This is a genomic window from Phyllobacterium sp. YR531 (assembly GCF_000282595.1).
Lineage (GTDB): Bacteria > Pseudomonadota > Alphaproteobacteria > Rhizobiales > Rhizobiaceae > Phyllobacterium.
On the sequence record NZ_AKIZ01000004.1, the window covers coordinates 1 to 19310 of the forward strand.

Consider the following 19310-nt stretch of genomic DNA (forward strand, 5'->3'; position numbering starts at 1 on the left):
GCCCCTGCCGCAACATATGGCTGGCGGACCGGACAATCCGCTGGGTGCCCGTGCACTTTATCTGGGCGATACCCTTTATAGAATTCACGGCTCCAATGAGCCTGAAAGTGTTGGTCAGTCATCCTCATCAGGGTGTTTCCGCATGACCAACGAAGACGTCGTCGATCTCTATCGCCGTGTAAAAATCGGAACAAAAGTAGTCGTTTTGTAAGGAGACAATACAATGGCATTTGTCGTGAAATTTGATGGAAAAAGCTTCAGCCTGAAAAGTGCAGATGGAGCGCAGACCTACAATGTCAATCCGGCTCAGCAGCAGTCGTGGCAGGTAGCCCTTGAAAAGCAAGCCAAGCAGCAGGGCTTCAAGGACACATCCGAGATGTTGAGCAAGGTTACCGTGACGGTGCCTAATGCCGGTGACTCACAGTACAAGATCGCGGATCAGTTCGGCATCGGTGTCGAAGGCGCGCAGGTTATGGTGGAAGGCAATGTGCAGTTTGCTGATCCCGACCTGATACACACCTATAATGAGGGAGACCTCAAGCCGGATTTCGTAACCGTTCCGGTGGCACCAGAGCCAATTCTGGGATCCGATGCTCCTGCAGGCAAACCTGAAACCAAGGGCGCGCCGGTTGAAGGATCAGAAGCGCCTGCGGGCCAGACTGACAGCGTAAAAAAACAAAACGCGATCGACACTCTCAAGAATCCGAGTGCGACGGCAGAGCAGAGAAAGACAGCCATCTCGACCTATCTCGACGGGCATAATGGCAGTGTCGAGGAGCGGACGAAGGCGGCAATCGACCTGCTGGATCCAAACCAGGATTATGGCGAGCAGAAAGTGCGGACAGCAAAGCGTCAGGAAATCCTTGATGTGCTTGTTGAGCCCTACAAAGACAACGATACCAAGAAAAAAGTGTTCGACAGTCTGCTGGAACATACTTGGGTGTCTGAAAAATTCAGCGACCAGAGCATGGACAAAGTCATCGGCGAACATGCGAAGAACAAGTACGATATCGATTGCGATCCGACGAAGTGGAACAAATAGCGCTTTCGTCAAGATAGCGGATTGCAAAACGTCCAGTTTCGGGAGGAAATGAGATGTCTTTTGGTGCGAACAATATTTTTCAGCGTTGGCGGCCCCAGCCTGTAAATACCGACAACAAGTTCGATAGTGCGCTCACGCAAAGTGCCAAGGCGGCTCCCGTCCCGGCGGCGGCACCAAAGCCACCGGTCGCGCCGCACGGATGGAATGAAGCACCAGCGGGCATTTCCCAGCACCGCACCGAACCGGGGCTTTGGCCGTTCCGCATTTATGACAAGGCGGGCATTGATCCAAACGACAATAAGGCGTTGCACGACCAGCTGGTTGCAACGCCTCAACTCGACCCCAAGGCTTTTGGTAACCGGCCCGCTGCGCCTGCGGATGCGGATAAGGCATTGGAGAAATGTGACCAGATTAACGTGCTTAGCCCTGAGCGGCTCTCCCTGTTGGAGACACAGCGCACCGCCTTGGCAACGGCAAGCGACAGCACAAAGACCCAAGCAGAGCGGGATACGGCAAAGGACGATCTGATCGTTGCCATCGCCGGTGAGATTGATCTGGCAACTGTGGGGCAGGGGGCGCCCAAGCTTGGTACTGACCAGAACAACGACAAGAAGGTCGATGTCAACGAGGCCAGTGATGTCACCAAGCCAATCCTTGAACGCGCGCCCAATGATCCTGTGTTCGTTGATGCCTTCAATCAGGCCAAGGAACTGAAAGAAACCAAGTGGAAGGCGGAAGGCCGCACCGATGACCAGATCGGTGTGATCGCAAAGGCAGGCGATGCCAAGGACTATGACAAGGTCACGAGTGAAACCAAGAAACAGCTCGTTGATCTGGCGCTGAAGGCAGGACCTACCGAAGGCGAACAGATGACGGCGCTGACCAACCGCGCCAATATCTATATGAACTTCAGCGCTGGCGATCCTGAAAAGTATCAGGCCGCACTGCAGGCGGGCGCTGAGCAGGCTATCAAGGACATACGTGTTGACCGAAAGGTCGATGAATTGAGCCAGGCCTTTGGCAAGGGTGATCTTGGTGGTGCCCAGGCATTCATGGCAAAGCTGCGCGAGAAAACCGGCACGGAGAATACGCTTCCCGGCAGTGGATCACTGCTGGCTTCTGATCCCCGTGTCATGTCGATGCTCGATAAGTCTATCGATGCGATTGCCGGGGCAGGTCCGCGCGACGGGGACATGAAACAGAAAACCCAGGCGGTTGTTGATCTGAGCGTGGCCAGCCAGAACATTCTTTACAATGATGGCGATAAGCCTGGCAAAGGCAAGGAAGTTGTCGACCACGTTGCAAAATACGTCGTCGACAAGATGCGTACGGATTTGCCCGGCGGCCCAATGAATGTGTTCCATCAACAAAAGTTTTTCAGCATTGCCAGCCGTGAAGATGTCAAGGGTGGTGGTACGTCGCTGCTTTCGGCGATCTCGGCACATACTGCTGTTGAAGCGGACAAGCAGAAAGGCACGATCAATACGGACGACGATAGTTACAGCGCCTTAAATTCCAATGCGCAGTGGGCAACACGCCGTAGTATCGAGAATTTCGGTTCGGCCTCCAAGGCTCTCGATGAGGACATGAACGTCAAGTACAACGAGCTTTATCACGGGCTCGAAGGCTGGGGCGCTAACGTCAAAGCCGATACGGGCATTCCTCCGGAAGCTCAGCTTGCCCGGGATATGGAAGCCATCGACAATATGTCGCCGGAGAACAAGAAGAAGTCCGAGGATCTGGTCAAGCTGGGTAACGACAAGCAGAAGCAGTGGGAACTGCAGGAAAGCATTGAGCTTGGCGTTAACATGTACAGCAACGACAACAAGAAGGTCGGGGGGTACGATAGCGAAGCACCCATACCAATGTTGTTTGGTACGGGCATCATGATGACCAAATCCAAGTCTGTGAAAGAAGCGATGGCAGATTTGCCAGAGCGTCCGAAGCAGACCGAAGACCCTTATATGGACGTTGACAAAAACGGTCAGCCAAAAACTGCTGGTACAATCTGGGTCCAGAGAGCAACGCGTGGCCTTGCTACCATGGCTGTGACCGAATCGCTCAAGGGCGGCGTCAAGGATATCAATGTCGCTCTTGGTGAACAGCGCTACCAGTCCATCCTGAATGATGGGACGATTGCCACCAATGAAGAACGCAAGGCGATGAAGGACGCCAAGACCTTGAGTCCCAATGCGGATGCGTATGTTCGCAATGCGAAAGCTGCGCTTGGCGAGGCAAGGTTTAACGATATTGTTGATGGCAAGTCTGCACCCACCGACGCGGAAAGAAAACAGCTTTCCAATCTTGGCGGTCTTCGCTTTGGCTTGAATGCCGTCAATCGTATTTCAGGCGGTGGCAGTGCTGTCCTCTTCGGGCGCAATATAAACTCTCTTGATAGCTCGCCCGCGGATCTCGTTTATTACGTACCGCACACTTTGATGATGCTGGGAGCAGCACAAACGGCTCTGCTGCCGAAGTCAGGACAGATATTCCTGAACAAGGGTGCTGAACATGACACTCCGGCACGCATGAAGATTGAGGACCTTCAAAAGAAAGTGGACGCGAACCCGAACCTCACGGATGCCCAGAAGAAGAAATGGACAAACAGCCTTAACGTCCTTGATGGTGTCCGTGGCGGCGGCATTGATTCAGCCTATGTTGCCGCAGATCTGAGCAACGCTGTCATGAACGGCTTTGGACTGTTCGGAACCAAGCAGGATGGTGTCAAGGCGTTCGGCTATGGTACCGCGACAATCAGCGACGCGTTGTTTGCCACGGTCAGTGCCCGTGGAGCCGACGCAGCGCTGCTGAGTAGAAGCGAAACAGGGCTGTCAAGGCTACTTGTGAAGCTTGGGCCGCTCAAAGTTTCGGGGATCGCTGCTGTGTTGCAGGTTGCAGGTGCGGGCATTGTCGGCGGGCGTGGCGCTTACAATGCAGCCCATACCTACGACAAGGCCGATGCTGATGCCATTCAGGTTCTCTACGGCGTCAAGGATCGCAAGACAGCTGAAATGCTGGCGGAACATAATGACCTTCTTGACGAAGGGCTTATGGGCATTCTCCAGACAGTATTCCCGGGCGATAAACATCTGATGGGTGGCGACGAGGGCACTCGCAGCGCAAACAATGTCCTGACAGACACCTATGGGGATCTCGATTACAATCGTGCTCGCCTTGGGCAGCTTTTCAACAGCTGGACGCCTGATCAGGCGAAAGAAGTGTCAGAGACCGTCCGGAACATGACGACCAATGACAAACATGAGTTGAAGGACACACAGGATGACTTGAAATATCTGCAGCTTCCTCTGGACCCGGGGAAGGTGGATATCAGCAAATATCCGACTGTTCGCTACAATAATGAAACGAAACGCTTCGAAGACTCAAACACTTCCATGTATTGGGATGGCAGCAAGTGGTGGGCTCCTCCAAAGAAAGTTGATCCCAATGCGCCAATGACATTCCATACATTATGGTATGACCCTGCGAGAGGTCAGTTAATGCGCAATGATGGATTCTCAAGTCAGGTGAAACCTGACAGCAAGGAAGGGTTCAAAGTGTGGTTGAGGAACAAGGGTTATATTGATTGATCTGCGGCTGACAAAAAAGCCGGCATCAGTGCCGGCTTTTTTCTTGCCTTAGAGCGAAAGGCCCAGAGTTTTCAATCGCTTCTGTACATCCTTTTTGCGATCGGGATGAACCGCAAGGATATTGGCCACTCTGCCTGAAGGGAAAGCGGCATCAACTTCAGAGGCATTCTTGAATGGTGCGATGGAATCGATATCCACTTCCCATATTCCGTATCCCCATTCCGTGAGGACATCGCAGATTTTGCCTGGGGTCACTCTCGACAGGTTCCAGAGTACGTCGCGGTTAATCTCCACCAGCATGGTCGGGTGAGAAGATTGGATTGTTTTGGCAGCGCCGGTGAAGAACATGCCTTCCGCGCCTTCGATGTCGACCTTGATCGTATCTGGCTTGATACGTTTGGCGATTGCATCGAGAGTCTCAACCCTGACACTGCGATCAGAATTCCGGTTGCGGGAACCTGCTACGAGGCTGGTTGCACCCGCATTCACGGTTTCATCTGCCCTGTTTAGCTCCATTGTACCCGGGACATCTGCCAAGGCAATCTGATGCACCGTGATGGTCTTTGAAAGCTTGTTTTCCTTGATTGATTTGCTGAAAAGCGTCCACAGATGCGGCAGAGGTTCAAACGCCACCACCTTGCCGGTAAAATCCGGCTTTGTGGCGACTGAAAGCGAGTAATAGCCAACGTTTCCGCCTACATCAAAAAACGTACCTGCGTCCGGCGTTATCGCCTTGATGATATCAATGTCGAACTTCTCGTAACTGCCGCTGAAAATACCGAATGTCATATGGTACTGGCGCAGATCGAGATAGATCTTAAATCCATCCTTGGTCTCGTACAAAACTTCGATGCTCTTCGGCACAAAGTTATTGAACAGGAGTTCGGCGTGCCGCTGATGAAATTCGACGGAACTCATGAACCGTCTTCGGTGTTCGGTCAGCGGCAGCTCAGAAATGCTGAAAAGGTTCTCGGAAATAACGCGAGTTTCCTCGACATTCACGTCACGCCCGAGGATGTACTTATACGAATTGAGGATATCGTTATAGCTGGTCATTACGCTTTCACTCGTCCCTACGCATGAATTGCACTGGTTTGGTCGGTTGACTTGCTCTTCCGGCTGGCTGCCGCGTCCAGCAGTTCATCAAGTTGGTCAAAATGTTTTTCCCACTTTTGCAATGTCAGCGGGGTTCTGCGGCGATGCTCTGCAGCATGGGTTTCGATTGCCTCGCGCCATCCGAGACCATCCAGCGGGTCAAGGAATATTGCGTGTTCGCCGGCTATTTCCTTATGTGATGGTATATTGGAAGCAATAATGGTTGTGCCCGTCGCCATGGCCTCAGCCAAAGGCATCCCATAACCTTCGACGAAGGATGGAGCGAGCAGGGCTGTTGCACCGGCCATCAAATCGGCAAGAGCGGCATCTCCAAGGTCGGGAGCCTCAATGACGATGTCGCGCAATTGAGGGCAGCGGTCGAGCGTGGCGAAAACCTGCGCGTTTTCCCAACCGCGTTTTCCGGCGATGACCAGCCGCGGAGTGTCCTTGCCATGCTTGTCAACCAATGCGCGCCAAAGTTGCAGTATCATCGCATGGTTCTTACGCGGCTCAAGAGTACCGACCATAAGGAAATAGGGTCGCTTCGAGCGCGGTGCAGCTCTGCTGGCTACGTTGAAGCTATGCTCTACACCGGGTGGGAGAATGGAAATCGGGGGAACCGCATGGCCCCTCTCTTCGGCAAAAGCCTCAAACGAACGGGCAGTGGTTTGCGAATTGCAAAGAACCAGTCCTGCATGTTTCAGAACAGTTTCCATACGTTGAAGGTGCCTCTGTGGCTCATTCTTGCGTACGAATTCCGGATGGGTCAGCGGGATAAGGTCGTGAACATAAAATATGCCGTTGCTGCGTTGGGCATCCAGCCACGAAAAGGCGGCAGGGCGATGCAGGTTGGTGTGTGAAACATGCACAAAGGGTGCACTGGTGGCCATGCGGCTCATCGGCAATATTGTGCGCATCACCTTGCCTGCATTCATGCCCCATTGATGCAGCTTGGATTTATTTTTAGGGGATGAGATGCATTTCAACTGTGACCAGGACAGACGCCCGTCGATTGCAGCATAGATCTGCTCGAGTTCAGTGGATTGTGACTGGCTCAATGCGGCCGTCGACCATCGTTGCTCCAATTCAGTGATGAGGCCATTTGCACGTCCCCTGTTGATTTCGATGGGTTTCGTTCTCCCCATCTCGATGAAATAGGAACTGCGTGCTTTGGCCCAGTTTGCATATTGAAGCTCAAAACGGTCAATGCCGGTCGGCGTTGAAAAGTGCGATCTGTCGATCAACCGGGAGATATCCATCGCAATTGCATTCATCATGACCATCCCATCATGCGCAGAGCAGTCTTCAACCGGGACGGCTCCGTTGGCGTTTCGCCATACAGTTCGTCAATCACGTCCTCAACCTCGCAAAGCAGGTTGGTACGTGTGGAAAAATAGAGCGGGTAGAGAATGAGGGTGGCGGCGACCAAAGCGTCCAGCGTCAGGTATTTGCGCGGACGCAAAGGTGTTACGCAATCATGCGTCAGGCCCCAACCCGCATAGAATGGCAGTCCGTGACACCATACCTGGCGTCCGCGCATGAGTGCCTCAAATCCTATCAGCGAGGTGGCAACATGAACTTCGTCACAAGCGGAAAGCAAATTGCCTGCCGATACATTGCCGATGACCAGATCGGAATATTGTGCGAGCTGGCCAGTATCCGTGGCCGTGCCACGCCTTCCCGCCAGCATGTCCGGGTGCTCTTTGAACATGATGAATGCCTGCGGCCGCTGGGCACGCACCACCTTGAGCAAATCGATATTGGAGATATTGTTCGTCAGGCCAAAACGAAGTGACGCGTCGCCGGGTACTTGTCCCGCAACAAGCACAATGGGTTTGTCACCTGCCAGCCTGCGGTAGTCGGGTGCGGGAGTGCCTTCAAGGTTATATTTGGTGACGTTGTACTCCACGATGCTTTGACGCAGGCGGCGGGCACGGGCGAGCAAGGCAGGCGTGAAGTCAGTGTTGAGCAGCAATCGCTCAAGCCCACTCTCCCGTGTGGCGTCGAAGTAAATGCCGTCTCGATCAAGGCAGAGCGACGAAGCGGGGATCAGATGCGAGCCAAGTCCCACCGAGCGGATGAAACCGTCTTCCATCCGGAGCATGGGCACAGAGCGGGCGAGTTCGCCGGCAACTGGAGGCTCATCGTGTTGACCCCATCGTACGACATAATCTGCCCGTGCAAGCTCCCTGGCATCGGGTTTTGATCCCGTGAACCGGACGGTGGACCATGGCCCGGAGAGAAAGCGTTTGACGCTGCGGTGCTTATGTTTGGAAAAGCCGACGCACAGATAGTTGCCGCGTCTCGCCAAGGCGTGATGCCGCCAGGCGATAAGACGGTCGATGGCCTTCTCGGCTGTCGTTGCCTTCCGGGTAACCGGGTCGACATAACGCGAGTAATGCAGCAAAGCCGCTGCAACAAATCGATCGAGGGTCGGGCGGCTGGTCCGGCGCGAGAATGCCGCTCTTGCGATCGGCCCGTCTGCCCAGTCGGTCGTAAGCCCCCATCCGGCATAAAATGGAACGCCAAATGTCTTGACAGGAACGGACCGGATCAGGGCATCGAAGCCAAATTGGCTGGATACTGTCCAGACCTCATCCACGACATCCAGCAGGGCATGAGGCGAAATATTCTCGGTGATGACATGAACGTTTGCCTCACCGGCCAGCTGCGTAAGATACCCTCTGGCGAAACCCGCAACAATGTCGGGATGGCTTTTGACCATCACTGTCGCGCCCGGAACAGCCAATGCCTCATGCAGCATTTGGCGGAAAGTGAGCTCATCTGCGCCGGCACCAGCGATAGAGTAATCAGATGCAACCTGATCAATCAAAAGAATGCTGCGTCCGGTGGTGGGTGCGAGGGAAAATGGGTAATCCGGCAGATGATTATATTTGGTCAGTCTCTGTTCAACGATCTGCTGCTGGATTGACCTGCTTCTGCACAGATCCTGATCTGTAACAGGCGCTTCGACGAGACGCTCCAGTCGGGAAGGTTTTGCCGCATTGAAGTATATGCCGACATCATCGGCAATGATCGAGACCCCAGGGGCTCCGGCTTTGCCAAGCCCGACAGATCGCAGGAATCCGTCTTCAAGGGCCCAGTAGGGCAGTCCACGTAATTTGGCCAGTCGCCTTGCCATGCGTGCCAAGGGTTTTTCACCCCAGCCGACAATGCCGTCAGCCGGTCGTGCTGGCAGCTCGGCACCGCGCATATGCGATGTTTCCAGGGCAGCGCCGATCAATGGAAAACGTAGCAGGGTTGGCGTGAAAGCCAATAGTCGCGCATTCTTCTGCGGCAGCCATCCTCGCGACGCTCCCGATATTGGAAAGTCATCCAGAACCACCGGAGCAGAATTTGCAATTGGAGGCGCCGGGATCACACTCATGGCATCAATTCACCGTATCCACTGATAGCGAAGCGCTTATCTGCGTGGTTCCGGACTTCTTTGGCTTTTTCTCTTGCTCCGCTGGTGGGAGGTTCGTTACCAGCACGGATGCTTCGTCAATGGGGACGATCTTCAATTCCAGCTGGATACGTTTCACAACCCTTCTGGCTGTCGCCTCAAGCAGGGGCCGAAGATAGAAACTGCCATTGACGAGACTTTCATCATGCATTCTGGCATTGAATGCTTTGACGGCTGTCTTGTCGGGCGCTTTCGGCGATGCCCAGAAGGCATCCAGACTGCGGGCTGCGGCACCCTGTTGCGGCTCCTGTACGGATGAAAGGCCTTGTCCGCTATAGACGGCATCTCCCAGCGTCAGCAGCGGCTTGCCGTGGTTCAGGGCCAGCAGGCCCGACGTGCTGTTGACAGTCACAAGTCCTAGCGAGTGCCGGATGAGCAAGCCTATCGATCCATCATCGACAATATGCACGCGGTCTTCGCAGCCGGCGATCCGGGCGAGAGCCATGGCAAAGTGGCGGTAGCTCTTGTGGCCGCGGTCCATGGGATGGATTTTGATGACGAGATGATGGTTCTTTGCCGCATGTTGTTCGAAAGAGCGCAGGCTCTCGGTAATCAGTTTCTCCATGGTCCAGCCCCGGCCGTGGCGAAGGAGCTGCTGATCATCATGAACCTGAAGCGCAACGACGAAATACTGATCCTCAAGGTTCTCGATGAGGTTGAGCATCAACTCGTTGTTTGCCGGATAATAACGGAGTTTCCGATAGAAATTTCGTGTCCATAATACGGATTCTGAAATTATGCCGCGGCTGCGGTGGTGGGCATTACCCCGGAAGAACATGGCCCCGGCTGTCTTTGCCAGATAGTAGCGGATGGCAAAAAAAGTCATTGCCCGGAAAAGATTGCCCTTGACCGGTTCGGGCGGCAGGGCGGGTCCCTTTGCGTGAAGACGCGGCTTGTGCGTGCGCAAGGGTGACATGGCATTATTGCCACCCCATTCGAGCGTAACGAAATTCGGGCGGACATATCCTTCCTCGAAAGACGCCACAGGAATGCCTGCCTGCTGAGCCACCTTGATCGCCTGACGATGATAGGGGCGGCTGTCGCCGAACAGGACAATCGCTTCCGGTTGCCGTCCCCGGATAAACGCACTGAGCCAATCGCTCCAGGCGTCGGTCGTGCCGGAAAAATGCAGCGTTTGCGTGCCACGAAAATATGACCAGTCACCACCGTTGAAGTTTACCTTCAGGACGTCATAGCCCTCGTTTTCGAGCTCTGCGGCAAGAACACGAAAGAACGGGCCAACAGGGCCCTGCAAGAGAAGAATGAGAGGTTTTTGTGCAGGCTGTATGTGGTCTGGCCGTTCCGGAAATGAAACGATTGTACCCAAATGGTCGGATTCATGGCGTCCGATTTTATGCCCCACAGGTCCTCAAGCCCCTTTACAACGCATACTCTGGTCAAAACTCTACTCAGAGCATAAAACTAATGTATTTTCAGATAGTTATTTCATCGGGGAACATCGTTCGCCATACTAATTGCGCCAGAACAAGTAAAAAAACGCCAATTACCCATTAAAATTATCTATTATGGTTTCTATTCTGAAATTTATTTACTGAATAATGTTTATATCAATATTTACAGTGGTTTATAATTGCGACCAATGTATTTTCATTATATGCTGCACTTGGGTTTAGTACCGATAGCGCACTTTTTAGTGCATGTATTGGAGTGCAATTTGGCTTGCAGTTGGCTCTATAGTAGCGGGTTTTGCTCTGGACGGCGGTATCAGGCAACATGACGCGCGTTAGTACAAATGACGAGTTTACCGACTATCTGACCTTGGTCGATATTCATGCAGGTACGATGCTACCTGAGAAAAAGTCGGCTATCAGGCGCGCGCTTTCCTGGGCTCGAAACCACATTCTCGTTCTGCTTATGGTGGCGCTGCCGACTGGCGTTGCAACCATATACTATGGAGCAATCGCATCGGATCAGTATGTTTCCGAAACCAGGTTCGTTGTGCGCAGTCCCAACAGGAATGCAGCGGGCTTGCTCAGCGGATTTCTTCAAAGCACCGGTTTTGTGCGGGCTCAGGATGACAGTTATGTTGTCATGGAATTTATTGAATCTCGTTCCGCCGCAAGCGATATGGCGGAGCACAGCGGATTGCGGGAAATACTCTCGCGCCCGGAAGCTGATTTTCTTGCCCGCTTCCCATCGCCTTGGGGCGAGCCAACCGGAGAAGCGCTCTATCAGCATTATCTCGATTTCGTGACGATTGAGACCGATTCCGGTGGCGGTGTAACGACCTTGCGTGTACGGGCTTTCCGTCCAGAAGATGCGCAAGCGCTGGCACAAGCACTCCTTGATCGTGCCGAATCTCTGATTAACCGGCTCAATGATCGTGCGCGTCAGGACGCGGTGCGCTTCGCCCGCGTGGAGATGGCAGACAGCGAAAAGCGGTTGAGCGATTTGCAAAAATCCCTCACGGCTTTCCGCAACAAAGTCGCGATGGTAGATCCAAGCAAACAGTCCACTGCCATGTTCGAGATGATTGCAAAATTGTCCGATGACGTTGCTCAAAGCAAGGCACAGTTGGCCTCGCTGATAGAACAGACACCGCAAAGTCCCCAGATACAATCAATGCGCAGTTCCATTGATGCCAAGGAACAGCAAATCATTCAGGAGCGTGCAAGGATCGTTGGTGATGATGCTTCCATGGCCCCCCTGATCGCTGAGTACGAGCAGTTACTGCTGCAGCGCGAGCTTGGCATGCGGATGCTGGAATCGTCGGCGACATCGCTTGAAAATGCCAAGTTGGAGGCGCAGAGGCAGCAGCTCTATCTGGAGCGTATCGTCAATCCAAACCGCCCCGACTACGCGATGTATCCGAAGCGGATAAAATCAATCCTGTTGGTTCTGGCTTTGTGTTTTGCCGCATTCTGGATTGCCCGCTTTTTCCGTAACCAGATTTACGATCATTCAGAGACATGACCATAGACGGCACGATCACATTTCAGGATGGAAAAGACGGTTTGCCGGGCTCGTGGGTGAGTAGCAAGCCTGTAAAGTCTGGTGCTGTTTCCGTACGCAATGTCATCAAGGAATATCCGATGAATGGCGGCACACGCCGCGTGCTTGATGACATAAGTTTTGAAGTGAAGGCGGGAGAAAAAATTGCCGTCCTCGGCCACAATGGTGCTGGCAAGTCAACACTTGTCAGGCTTATTGCAGGGATGGAGCCTCCCACCTCCGGTGAAATCACCAGAACCATGTCCTTGTCATGGCCTATCGCTCTAAGTGGCGGATTTGGCGGCTCGATGACAGGCATAGACTGCATGCGGTTTCTGTCACGCGTTTATAACAGGCCAGTCGATGAAATCCGCGATTGCGTCGAAACGTTCAGCGACTTGGGCAAATATCTGCGCATGCCGATCAAAACCTATTCTTCAGGTATGCGCGCGCGTCTGGCATTCGGACTGTCATTGGCAATTGATTTTGACTGCTATCTGATCGATGAGGTTGTTGCCGTGGGCGATCAGCGGTTCCAGCGCAAGTCCTTCGAAGAATTGTTTGTAAAACGACGGGACAGGGCCATGATTATCGTCGGTCACAGTCTGGATATCATCGCCGAACATTGTTCGTCCGCGCTCGTGCTCAAGAATGGACGGGGCAAGGTTTTCAGCGATGTCAAATTCGCCTTTGATATTTACGCGTCGCTGTAGGAGATGCAGATGCAGCTCACAGCGCAGCAGTACAAGGCAAACACCTTACTCGAACTTGATATGATCGCGCACCCGCTCGATCAGATAAAGGCCGATGGCTGTGGTGATCAGGCAGCAGGCGAACACGTATTGAATGTCGTAATGAGCGACGATCGTATCGCCAAATGTGCCGGCACGAAACATTTCGAAGCAATGCACAAGCGGAACGTAAAGAGCCAGTTTCTGTATGTCGGAAGGCAGCCACGAAACCATGAAGAACATGCCGGAAATAGGCAGGGTCAAATATTGCAAGGGCGCAATAAGCTTCTCCACGAATTCAAAGAATTCGGCCAGTGCGGCGAGGATCAGACCAACACCAAATGCAAACCATGCCATGAAGAACCAGCCTGCCATTACCAGCCCGAGATCCTGATAGGGATCCATGAGATCGGCAAAGCGTGTTCCGGTATAAACAATGACCAAAGCGAGTGTTGTGCCGCCCACTTCCAGCAGGGCGCGGGCCATGAGGGTATCAGCCATCCGGATTTGACGGTGATACATCAAGGGCAGGTTGTGCTTCAGGCAGGAAACGAGCTGGGACGAGACATGCCGCCACAGCGTCAATGGCATGTAACCGCTCAAAACGAACGCAATGATGCCGAGGCCATGCGACTCATGTTTCATCAGCGTCCACATTGTCATGACGCCGATGGTCAGGATCATGGGTTCAAGGATCAGCCACAGAAAGCCGACATTTTCCCGGCCATAGCGCGTAATCATCTCGCGCATGATCAGTGCACCAAGAACGCGCAGCTGACCACGTATGCCGGTCATGAGCGTCGTCTTCAAAGCGGGTTTCGCCGATGCAGCTTCCATTCAGTCTCCTTGATATCAACTAGAGGAGTTCATTGACGACTATATACGGAATAAAGTATTATACAATAGAAATAGAAATGAAAACTTTATCTATTAACTATAGGTATAGTTAAATTGTGCAGTAATAGTTGAGATGCTAGTACCGTACTTCAGAACTAGAACGAAGGGGTGATTGTCATCAATAGTCTTGCGCCAGGTCTGTTCACGCCAGCAACTGCCCCTCGGCCCCTATACTCGCGGCCAAAGTTTTTGCAGCGGTTGCTCGCTGCACTATTCATTGGTGTGCCTACCTTGCTGGTGAGCATCTACTATATTTTCATAGCTTCCCCGATGTTTGTATCGGAGTCGGCTTTTGTCGTGCGCATGGCTGCGCCGCCATCGTCGTCGAGCTTCGGATCTATGCTGCAAAATAGCGGTATTACGCGGTCGCAGGACGATACTTTCTCGGTGCAGGAATATATCCGCTCTCGCGATGCCTTGGCTGTCGTGCAGGATTCGCTGCCGTTGCGACGCTACTACGATAGCACTCACGGGGATGTTCTGGCGCGGTTTCCGGCCCCGTGGGAAAGCGGTCTTTTCGAAGAGCTTTTCCGCTACTACAGCAAACGCGTGCAGATAGTACACAACGACACCACTGGTATAACGGTGCTGCGAACTTCGGCATTCCTGCCACAGGATGCGCTTGCCCTTAACAAAGAGCTTCTGGATATCGGCAATGCGCGACTGATCAAGATGAACGAGCGGGCGAGGGGCGATGCGGTGCGCTTTGCGACTGCGGAAGTTGAAGGTGCTGAGCACAGGATGATCGAGGCTCAAAAGAACATAACTCTCTTCCGCAACAAGGAGCTCATGATTGATCCCAAGCTGAACTCCGTGTCCATGGTGGAACTCATGAGCCGGATCAGCTCGGAGCTTGCCGTTTCCCGAGCCAATCTTGCAGAAACCAGATCGACCGCGCCGGACTCAAGTTCGATCCCCTATATGACCAGCCGCATTGATGCGCTGGAAAAGCAGCTGGCGACGGAACGGAGCAAGGTGGCGGGATCGGATGGTTCGATTGCTCCACGAATTGCAGATTATGAAGCATTGATGCTGCAGAGGGAGTTTTCCAACAAAGCACTCATTTCAGCGCTCGATTCATTGAAAACCGCTCGCGCTGACGCTCGCCGTCAGCAGCTTTATTTGGAAGTGGTTGTTGCACCCAACCTGCCGGACCAGGCCGAATTGCCGCTTGCTATGAAAAACATCGCGATTGTGCTGTTCGTCACCTCGATCGGATATTTGCTTGGCTGGCTGCTGCTGACCGCAATCCGCGATCATGGAAGCTGAGCCTGTTATTCAGGAAGGCGGTGCAAAGCAGGTATAAATCTCGCTGACGCATGCCTGAATTTCGTTCTCTATCGCGCCTGTCTGATCGATATATCCGGATCGTTGCGCTTTCACATTGCGAGCCAGAATGTAATGCGACAGCGCTGTTTTGTAATCGCCGGCCAGTTTATGCAAATGCCCTAGCTGAAGCTCTACGTCTTCCAGACTGTTCTGATCAAAGGCTTCCGCATATTCGCGATACTCACCATAAAGTTTCTTCGCTTCGTCAAAATCGCCGTCTTCTTTGGTAATGTTTGCGTAGACGGCGATCATGTCGCGCTCATTGTCCTCGGTAACGAGTTCGCGCAGAAGATGCCGTGCACGCGACCAATCCTGTGCGTCTACAAATTTCATTGCTTCGCGGCGTTTTTGTTCCACGCCCGGTTTACCCGATCTGTTGCGGGCCATGTTTGCGTGACGGATCAGCTCCACATCCGTTGGTGCCAGTTTGAGACCCTTTTCGTACCATTCACGGGCTTTCTGGGAGTCGCCCATCCGGCTGAAGAGATGCCCGAGTTGCAGATGAACGTCTGCATTTTGTGGGTTCATGCCAACGAATTTCCGGTAGGCAGTTTCGGCACGATCGTAATTGCCGAGTTCCTTTTCGGCATGGCCCAATTGGACAAGCAATCCTGTACGTGCCGGGTCGGCGGCAATCGCTTTTGTATATAGCTCTGCAGCATCGGCCCAGTTGCCCTTATCGCGGGCCGCATCAGCCTGCAGGGAGATGCTTCTTGGGCTGTTCGCGTTGTCGGTTACAGCCGCCAGTTGCACCGCCATGCGCCGTGTCCGCTCGGAGAAAGGCAGCTTGATCATGTGTTCACCACGGACTGCTTGCTGCGGATCATGGAGACATCACGCAGCTTGATCCAAGGCTTTGTATCAGGCGTTTCGAGTATTTTTAGCCGGAGCTCAACAAACCTGTGCTCATTGCGAATATCCACGCACAGATTTCCGATGAATGAACCGGCGATTATAAGCTCCTGCAAGGTGTCCAGTCCTGAATTGGCGCTGACCTGTACGGCAATTCGTGCCGCGGGGTCCTGTACAAGATCGAGCCGGACCATCCAAGTGCCTGCTTCCAGACTGCGCTTCGGGCCGGTAATCAGCCAGCCGGGCGAAACACTCCAGCCGCCATCGACAACATTAACAGGCTGATGGAGCAGGTCAGGGCCTATCATCCAGCCTTCTCCTGCCACCTCGCGAACGAATATCAACGTCTGGTTGCCGTCCATATCATAGGACAGACCTGCTGGCAGGGTACGTGCGGAGCTGGGGTCGGGTGGCTTGTTGCCTGGGTCTTGGGTAGCTGGCTGTTCCATCGTGTCCCAGAGCGAAATTTGACCATCGCGGCGCGCGATTGAAACGACCCGTTTGACGATATCCTCGCGGGTGGTCACATTGCGCCTCAGATCAAATTCCATCGTCAGGCGTTCCTTGTCCGTTGGGTCGCGACCGCAAATCTTGTCAAATGTATAGCGCAGGAAAGCCACATCATTATCCGGTGCAAAGCGTGTAAAATTCTCGATAATGGCAAACTGGTCGGGCGTACGCCTCAGCACCTGTGCTTCATAATCGACCGATTGTTTTTCACCCTCAGATGAAGCTGCACGTAGTGCATCAACGACCTTCAGGCGGTTTGTACCGTTGCGAATGGCTTTCACGAGATTTTGCCTTTCTTCGTCGCTCAGTTCCGCTGGAGACAAGTTGAAAGCACTTGCCCATGCATCCACGAAAGCTTCTCCAGGAAGGGAAAAGACATCCTTTGGTACTGACTGAAGCGGGATTTTATGCAGCTCTGCGATTGTCATGTTTCTGGTCCAGCATCTGTTCGATCAGCGCAGCATGTCTTGCCGCCACGCGCGGATAGGAGTTCCACTGTACTGCCTGGCGACGGTCAGGATCGCGCAACCCGAGCAGGACGGGATTTTGCGCAAGGCTGATCAGGGCTTCGGCAACACAGTCAATGTCCACGGAACGGACCACATGGCTTATCGGCCACATGTCACGTAGCACCGGCGAGCGTGAGCACAGCAATGGGCGGTCCGCGCTCATGGCGATACGGGCTGCGCCTGTCGCCGTTTCGTTTGACGGGCCGTAGAGAAAAGCGAGAAGATCGGACTGTGCCAGCTCATTCACGAGTTCTTCCTGCTCAACAAAGTCGAACCGTGCGGAAGCTACATCGTGCAGATCGAAATGGGAGAAGAGGTTTTCGATAACAACCCGGACCTCCTGCGATTCATCATTGGGTAGCATGCAGTTCAAAAGCTTGAGACGCAGACGCGGCTCGAATACCCGTGCCCGCGCAAAAGCCTGTACCAGCAGGTCGATGTTCTTATGCCGTGTGAGAAATCCGAATGACCCTATGGTAAAGACTGATGGATCGGGCCGGATGCTGTCTTCCGATGTTGGAATTACCCCATGCGGCATGACCACAGGGTTGGGGTGCCCGGCTTTTGCCAGCAAGCCCGCATCCTCGGCGGAATGCACGAACACTATGTCAAAAAGCTTGGTCCATTCGAGATGACCGTGCCGAAGGATTTCCTTCACGCTGTGCATGGTAATGACGCGTAGTTTGTGCCGGGTCTTGGCAAGCGTGTTGTTTACAAGCTCCATGTCCGGCGTGGAGAAATGTCCGGGATGGTGCTGTATCCACAGAACATCGCCGCGGGCACTTTCGATTTCGGAAATGAATCTCGTCAGGGATGTCAGGTCATAGCCCCACGAGCGGGAAACCAGATCCGGTATATGGGCAAGTTTGGCCTGCGCAGTTGCCGGCAACTCGTCGTTGAGCAGGCGCCTTGCATAGATGTGTGAAAATCTGCCGGCAAACGCCGGGGTGGAGTAGAGATGTTCGGAGTAAGTGGCGATTCCGCACTGCTGATGCCATGACGAAACAAGATCGAGGCTCCATGGCTTGCGTGCAGCCGCCGCAGTCTTTTTGGTCTTGGCAATGGATGCAAGCACCCGCCGTGCGACAGAACTCCAGCTCATATGGTCGGCCAGAAGTTTCTGCGCGTTTTTGCTTCGCGAACGGGCCTCGTCCCGGTCCGCAAGGGCCGCACGCATCTGAACGCCAAGATGTTCGATCGATGGTTCCGCCCATAGACTTAGGGAGCCGGAAACATGGGTCTGTGAGGGAGCCATGCGGTAGTTCACCATCCATGCGGTCTCAGGGGTACAGAAATCCACCTGTCCGCTATAGGCAGTCGTCACCACCGGGATATCAAGCCGCATTGCCTCCGCCAAAGGCAGGCCAAAACCTTCGCCTCTGCTTGGTGCAGCAACGAGGGAGGCTGTGCGGTAGAGCGCCAGCATCTGCTCTGAAGTATAAAGGTCGTTGATAATCGTGATCGGCGCTGCACCCGGCAAGCGCTCGCTGAATTTGTCCATGACGGAGGAGAGAATATTATCCGGGTTGGGGAATGTCTTGATGACAAGTTCAACCTGTTCGTCTTGCTTGAATGTTTGCGTAAACGCATCGACCAGCGCATCAATTCCCTTACGCGGAAAACAGGAAGAGACGTGCAGGATACGCTTTCGCCCGGTCGAAGGCACAGGTGAGGCAGTGCCAAGCCCCGCATCAAGGGCGACATGATCGGTGCCATTGCCAACGACCTCGAGAGGAATGGTCAGGCCTGACTGCACAAATGCCTGTTTAACAAAGTTCGCCGTCACCATGACCAGATCAAGGTCGCGGTTGAAACGCTCGATAAGGTATTGAGGAACCTCCAGTTCTTCCCAGGCAAAATTCACATAGGCGTTGAAACGCCCAATCATGTCATGGGTAGTAGGGGGCCATGTATTGCGAAGGTGAATGTCATATTTTTCGGATGGGTAGCCGGGTAATAAAAGGCGTTTGACCTCGGGAGCGGCATTGAGCCTTGCATCACTCTGCCAATCGGCTTCGGGCGTGTAGCAGTGAAGGTCGACGCCAGCCTCTACGAGGGCTTTAGCAAGAAGCCGGTTGACGATTGCCAGGCTGTAATCGCCTTTGAATACACCGTCAAAAAAGACACGCTTGCCGGAAAATGCCTCACGCGCGAGCTTCAGATTTTTCTCATCAAGATCAATAGTATAAGGCGAAACGGTTGGCGCAGTGCGCATACACTTTTCTCCAGAACATCTGTAGATCAGTCATACTGAATGTGAATAGCTTCTAATGCGTAAATCGACCCCTACCTTGCACGGTAGAGGTCGATTCAAGGTTAAGAAAGTACGTGGGGTGCGTT

General features: G+C 53.5%; 14 protein-coding genes. 6 read left to right on the forward strand and 8 right to left on the reverse strand.

Going from position 1 to position 19310, the window contains the following annotated elements:
* From PMI41_RS02240 to PMI41_RS02250, 3 genes are all read left to right on the forward strand, one after another.
* Positions 1–211, forward strand: a 211-nt coding sequence (locus tag PMI41_RS02240; protein ID WP_008121337.1) for a L,D-transpeptidase, incomplete at its 5' end; no start/stop codon positions are given.
* 12 nt (positions 212–223) lie between these two features.
* A complete protein-coding gene (locus tag PMI41_RS02245; protein ID WP_008121339.1) occupies positions 224–1042 on the forward strand; it encodes a hypothetical protein in 819 nt (272 codons plus the stop codon).
* Positions 1043–1095: 53 nt separating this feature from the next.
* A complete protein-coding gene (locus PMI41_RS02250) occupies positions 1096–4629 on the forward strand; it encodes a hypothetical protein (RefSeq protein ID WP_008121341.1) in 3534 nt (1177 codons plus the stop codon).
* Positions 4630–4677: 48 nt separating this feature from the next.
* Here the strand turns inward: PMI41_RS02250 and PMI41_RS02255 are convergent, their stop codons facing one another.
* Genes PMI41_RS02255 through PMI41_RS02270 form a run of 4 tightly spaced genes read right to left on the reverse strand, consistent with a single transcriptional unit; the run spans position 4678 to position 10553 of the window.
* Complete coding sequence (locus PMI41_RS02255) at positions 4678–5685, reverse strand: FkbM family methyltransferase (RefSeq protein WP_008121342.1); 1008 nt, start codon at positions 5683–5685, stop codon at positions 4678–4680.
* Between the two features lie 17 nt (positions 5686–5702).
* Entirely contained in the window at positions 5703–7001 is a 1299-nt protein-coding gene (locus PMI41_RS02260; protein WP_008121344.1) for a glycosyltransferase family 1 protein, read from the reverse strand.
* The gene (locus PMI41_RS02265) at positions 6998–9112 is read right to left on the reverse strand and encodes a capsular polysaccharide biosynthesis protein (RefSeq protein WP_008121345.1); all 2115 of its coding nucleotides are present in this window, start codon (positions 9110–9112) and stop codon (positions 6998–7000) included. Before PMI41_RS02265 ends, PMI41_RS02260 begins: the two co-directional genes overlap by 4 nt.
* A gap of 4 nt (positions 9113–9116) precedes the next feature.
* Positions 9117–10553 carry a capsular biosynthesis protein gene (locus PMI41_RS02270; protein WP_008121346.1) on the reverse strand — a complete coding sequence of 479 codons (1437 nt, stop codon included), beginning with the start codon at positions 10551–10553 and terminating at the stop codon, positions 9117–9119.
* Positions 10554–10924: 371 nt separating this feature from the next.
* Here PMI41_RS02270 and PMI41_RS02275 point away from each other — a divergent pair, with 371 nt between their 5' ends.
* Both PMI41_RS02275 and PMI41_RS02280 read left to right on the forward strand, forming a co-directional pair.
* Complete coding sequence (locus PMI41_RS02275) at positions 10925–12124, forward strand: capsule polysaccharide transporter (protein ID WP_008121347.1); 1200 nt, start codon at positions 10925–10927, stop codon at positions 12122–12124.
* On the forward strand, positions 12121–12855 hold the full coding sequence (locus tag PMI41_RS02280; RefSeq protein WP_008121348.1) for an ABC transporter ATP-binding protein: 735 nt from the start codon (positions 12121–12123) through the stop codon (positions 12853–12855). Before PMI41_RS02275 ends, PMI41_RS02280 begins: the two co-directional genes overlap by 4 nt.
* Before the next feature lie 45 nt (positions 12856–12900).
* Here the strand turns inward: PMI41_RS02280 and PMI41_RS02285 are convergent, their stop codons facing one another.
* Positions 12901–13710, reverse strand: a complete 810-nt coding sequence (locus PMI41_RS02285) for an ABC transporter permease (protein WP_008121349.1) — start codon at positions 13708–13710, stop codon at positions 12901–12903.
* Positions 13711–13878: 168 nt separating this feature from the next.
* On the opposite strand from PMI41_RS02285, the gene PMI41_RS02290 reads away from it, so the two are divergent.
* The gene (locus tag PMI41_RS02290) at positions 13879–15039 is read left to right on the forward strand and encodes a capsule biosynthesis protein (RefSeq protein ID WP_157179281.1); all 1161 of its coding nucleotides are present in this window, start codon (positions 13879–13881) and stop codon (positions 15037–15039) included.
* A gap of 9 nt (positions 15040–15048) precedes the next feature.
* Here PMI41_RS02290 and PMI41_RS02295 read toward each other — a convergent pair whose 3' ends face one another.
* Genes PMI41_RS02295 through PMI41_RS02305 form a run of 3 tightly spaced genes read right to left on the reverse strand, consistent with a single transcriptional unit; the run spans position 15049 to position 19185 of the window.
* Positions 15049–15894 carry a tetratricopeptide repeat protein gene (locus PMI41_RS02295; RefSeq protein ID WP_008121351.1) on the reverse strand — a complete coding sequence of 282 codons (846 nt, stop codon included), beginning with the start codon at positions 15892–15894 and terminating at the stop codon, positions 15049–15051.
* Entirely contained in the window at positions 15891–16889 is a 999-nt protein-coding gene (locus PMI41_RS02300) for a hypothetical protein (RefSeq protein WP_008121352.1), read from the reverse strand. Before PMI41_RS02300 ends, PMI41_RS02295 begins: the two co-directional genes overlap by 4 nt.
* Positions 16867–19185 (reverse strand): glycosyltransferase, encoded by a 2319-nt coding sequence (locus PMI41_RS02305; RefSeq protein WP_008121353.1) that lies wholly within the window; start codon positions 19183–19185, stop codon positions 16867–16869. Before PMI41_RS02305 ends, PMI41_RS02300 begins: the two co-directional genes overlap by 23 nt.
* Between the last annotated feature and the right edge of the window lie 125 nt (positions 19186–19310).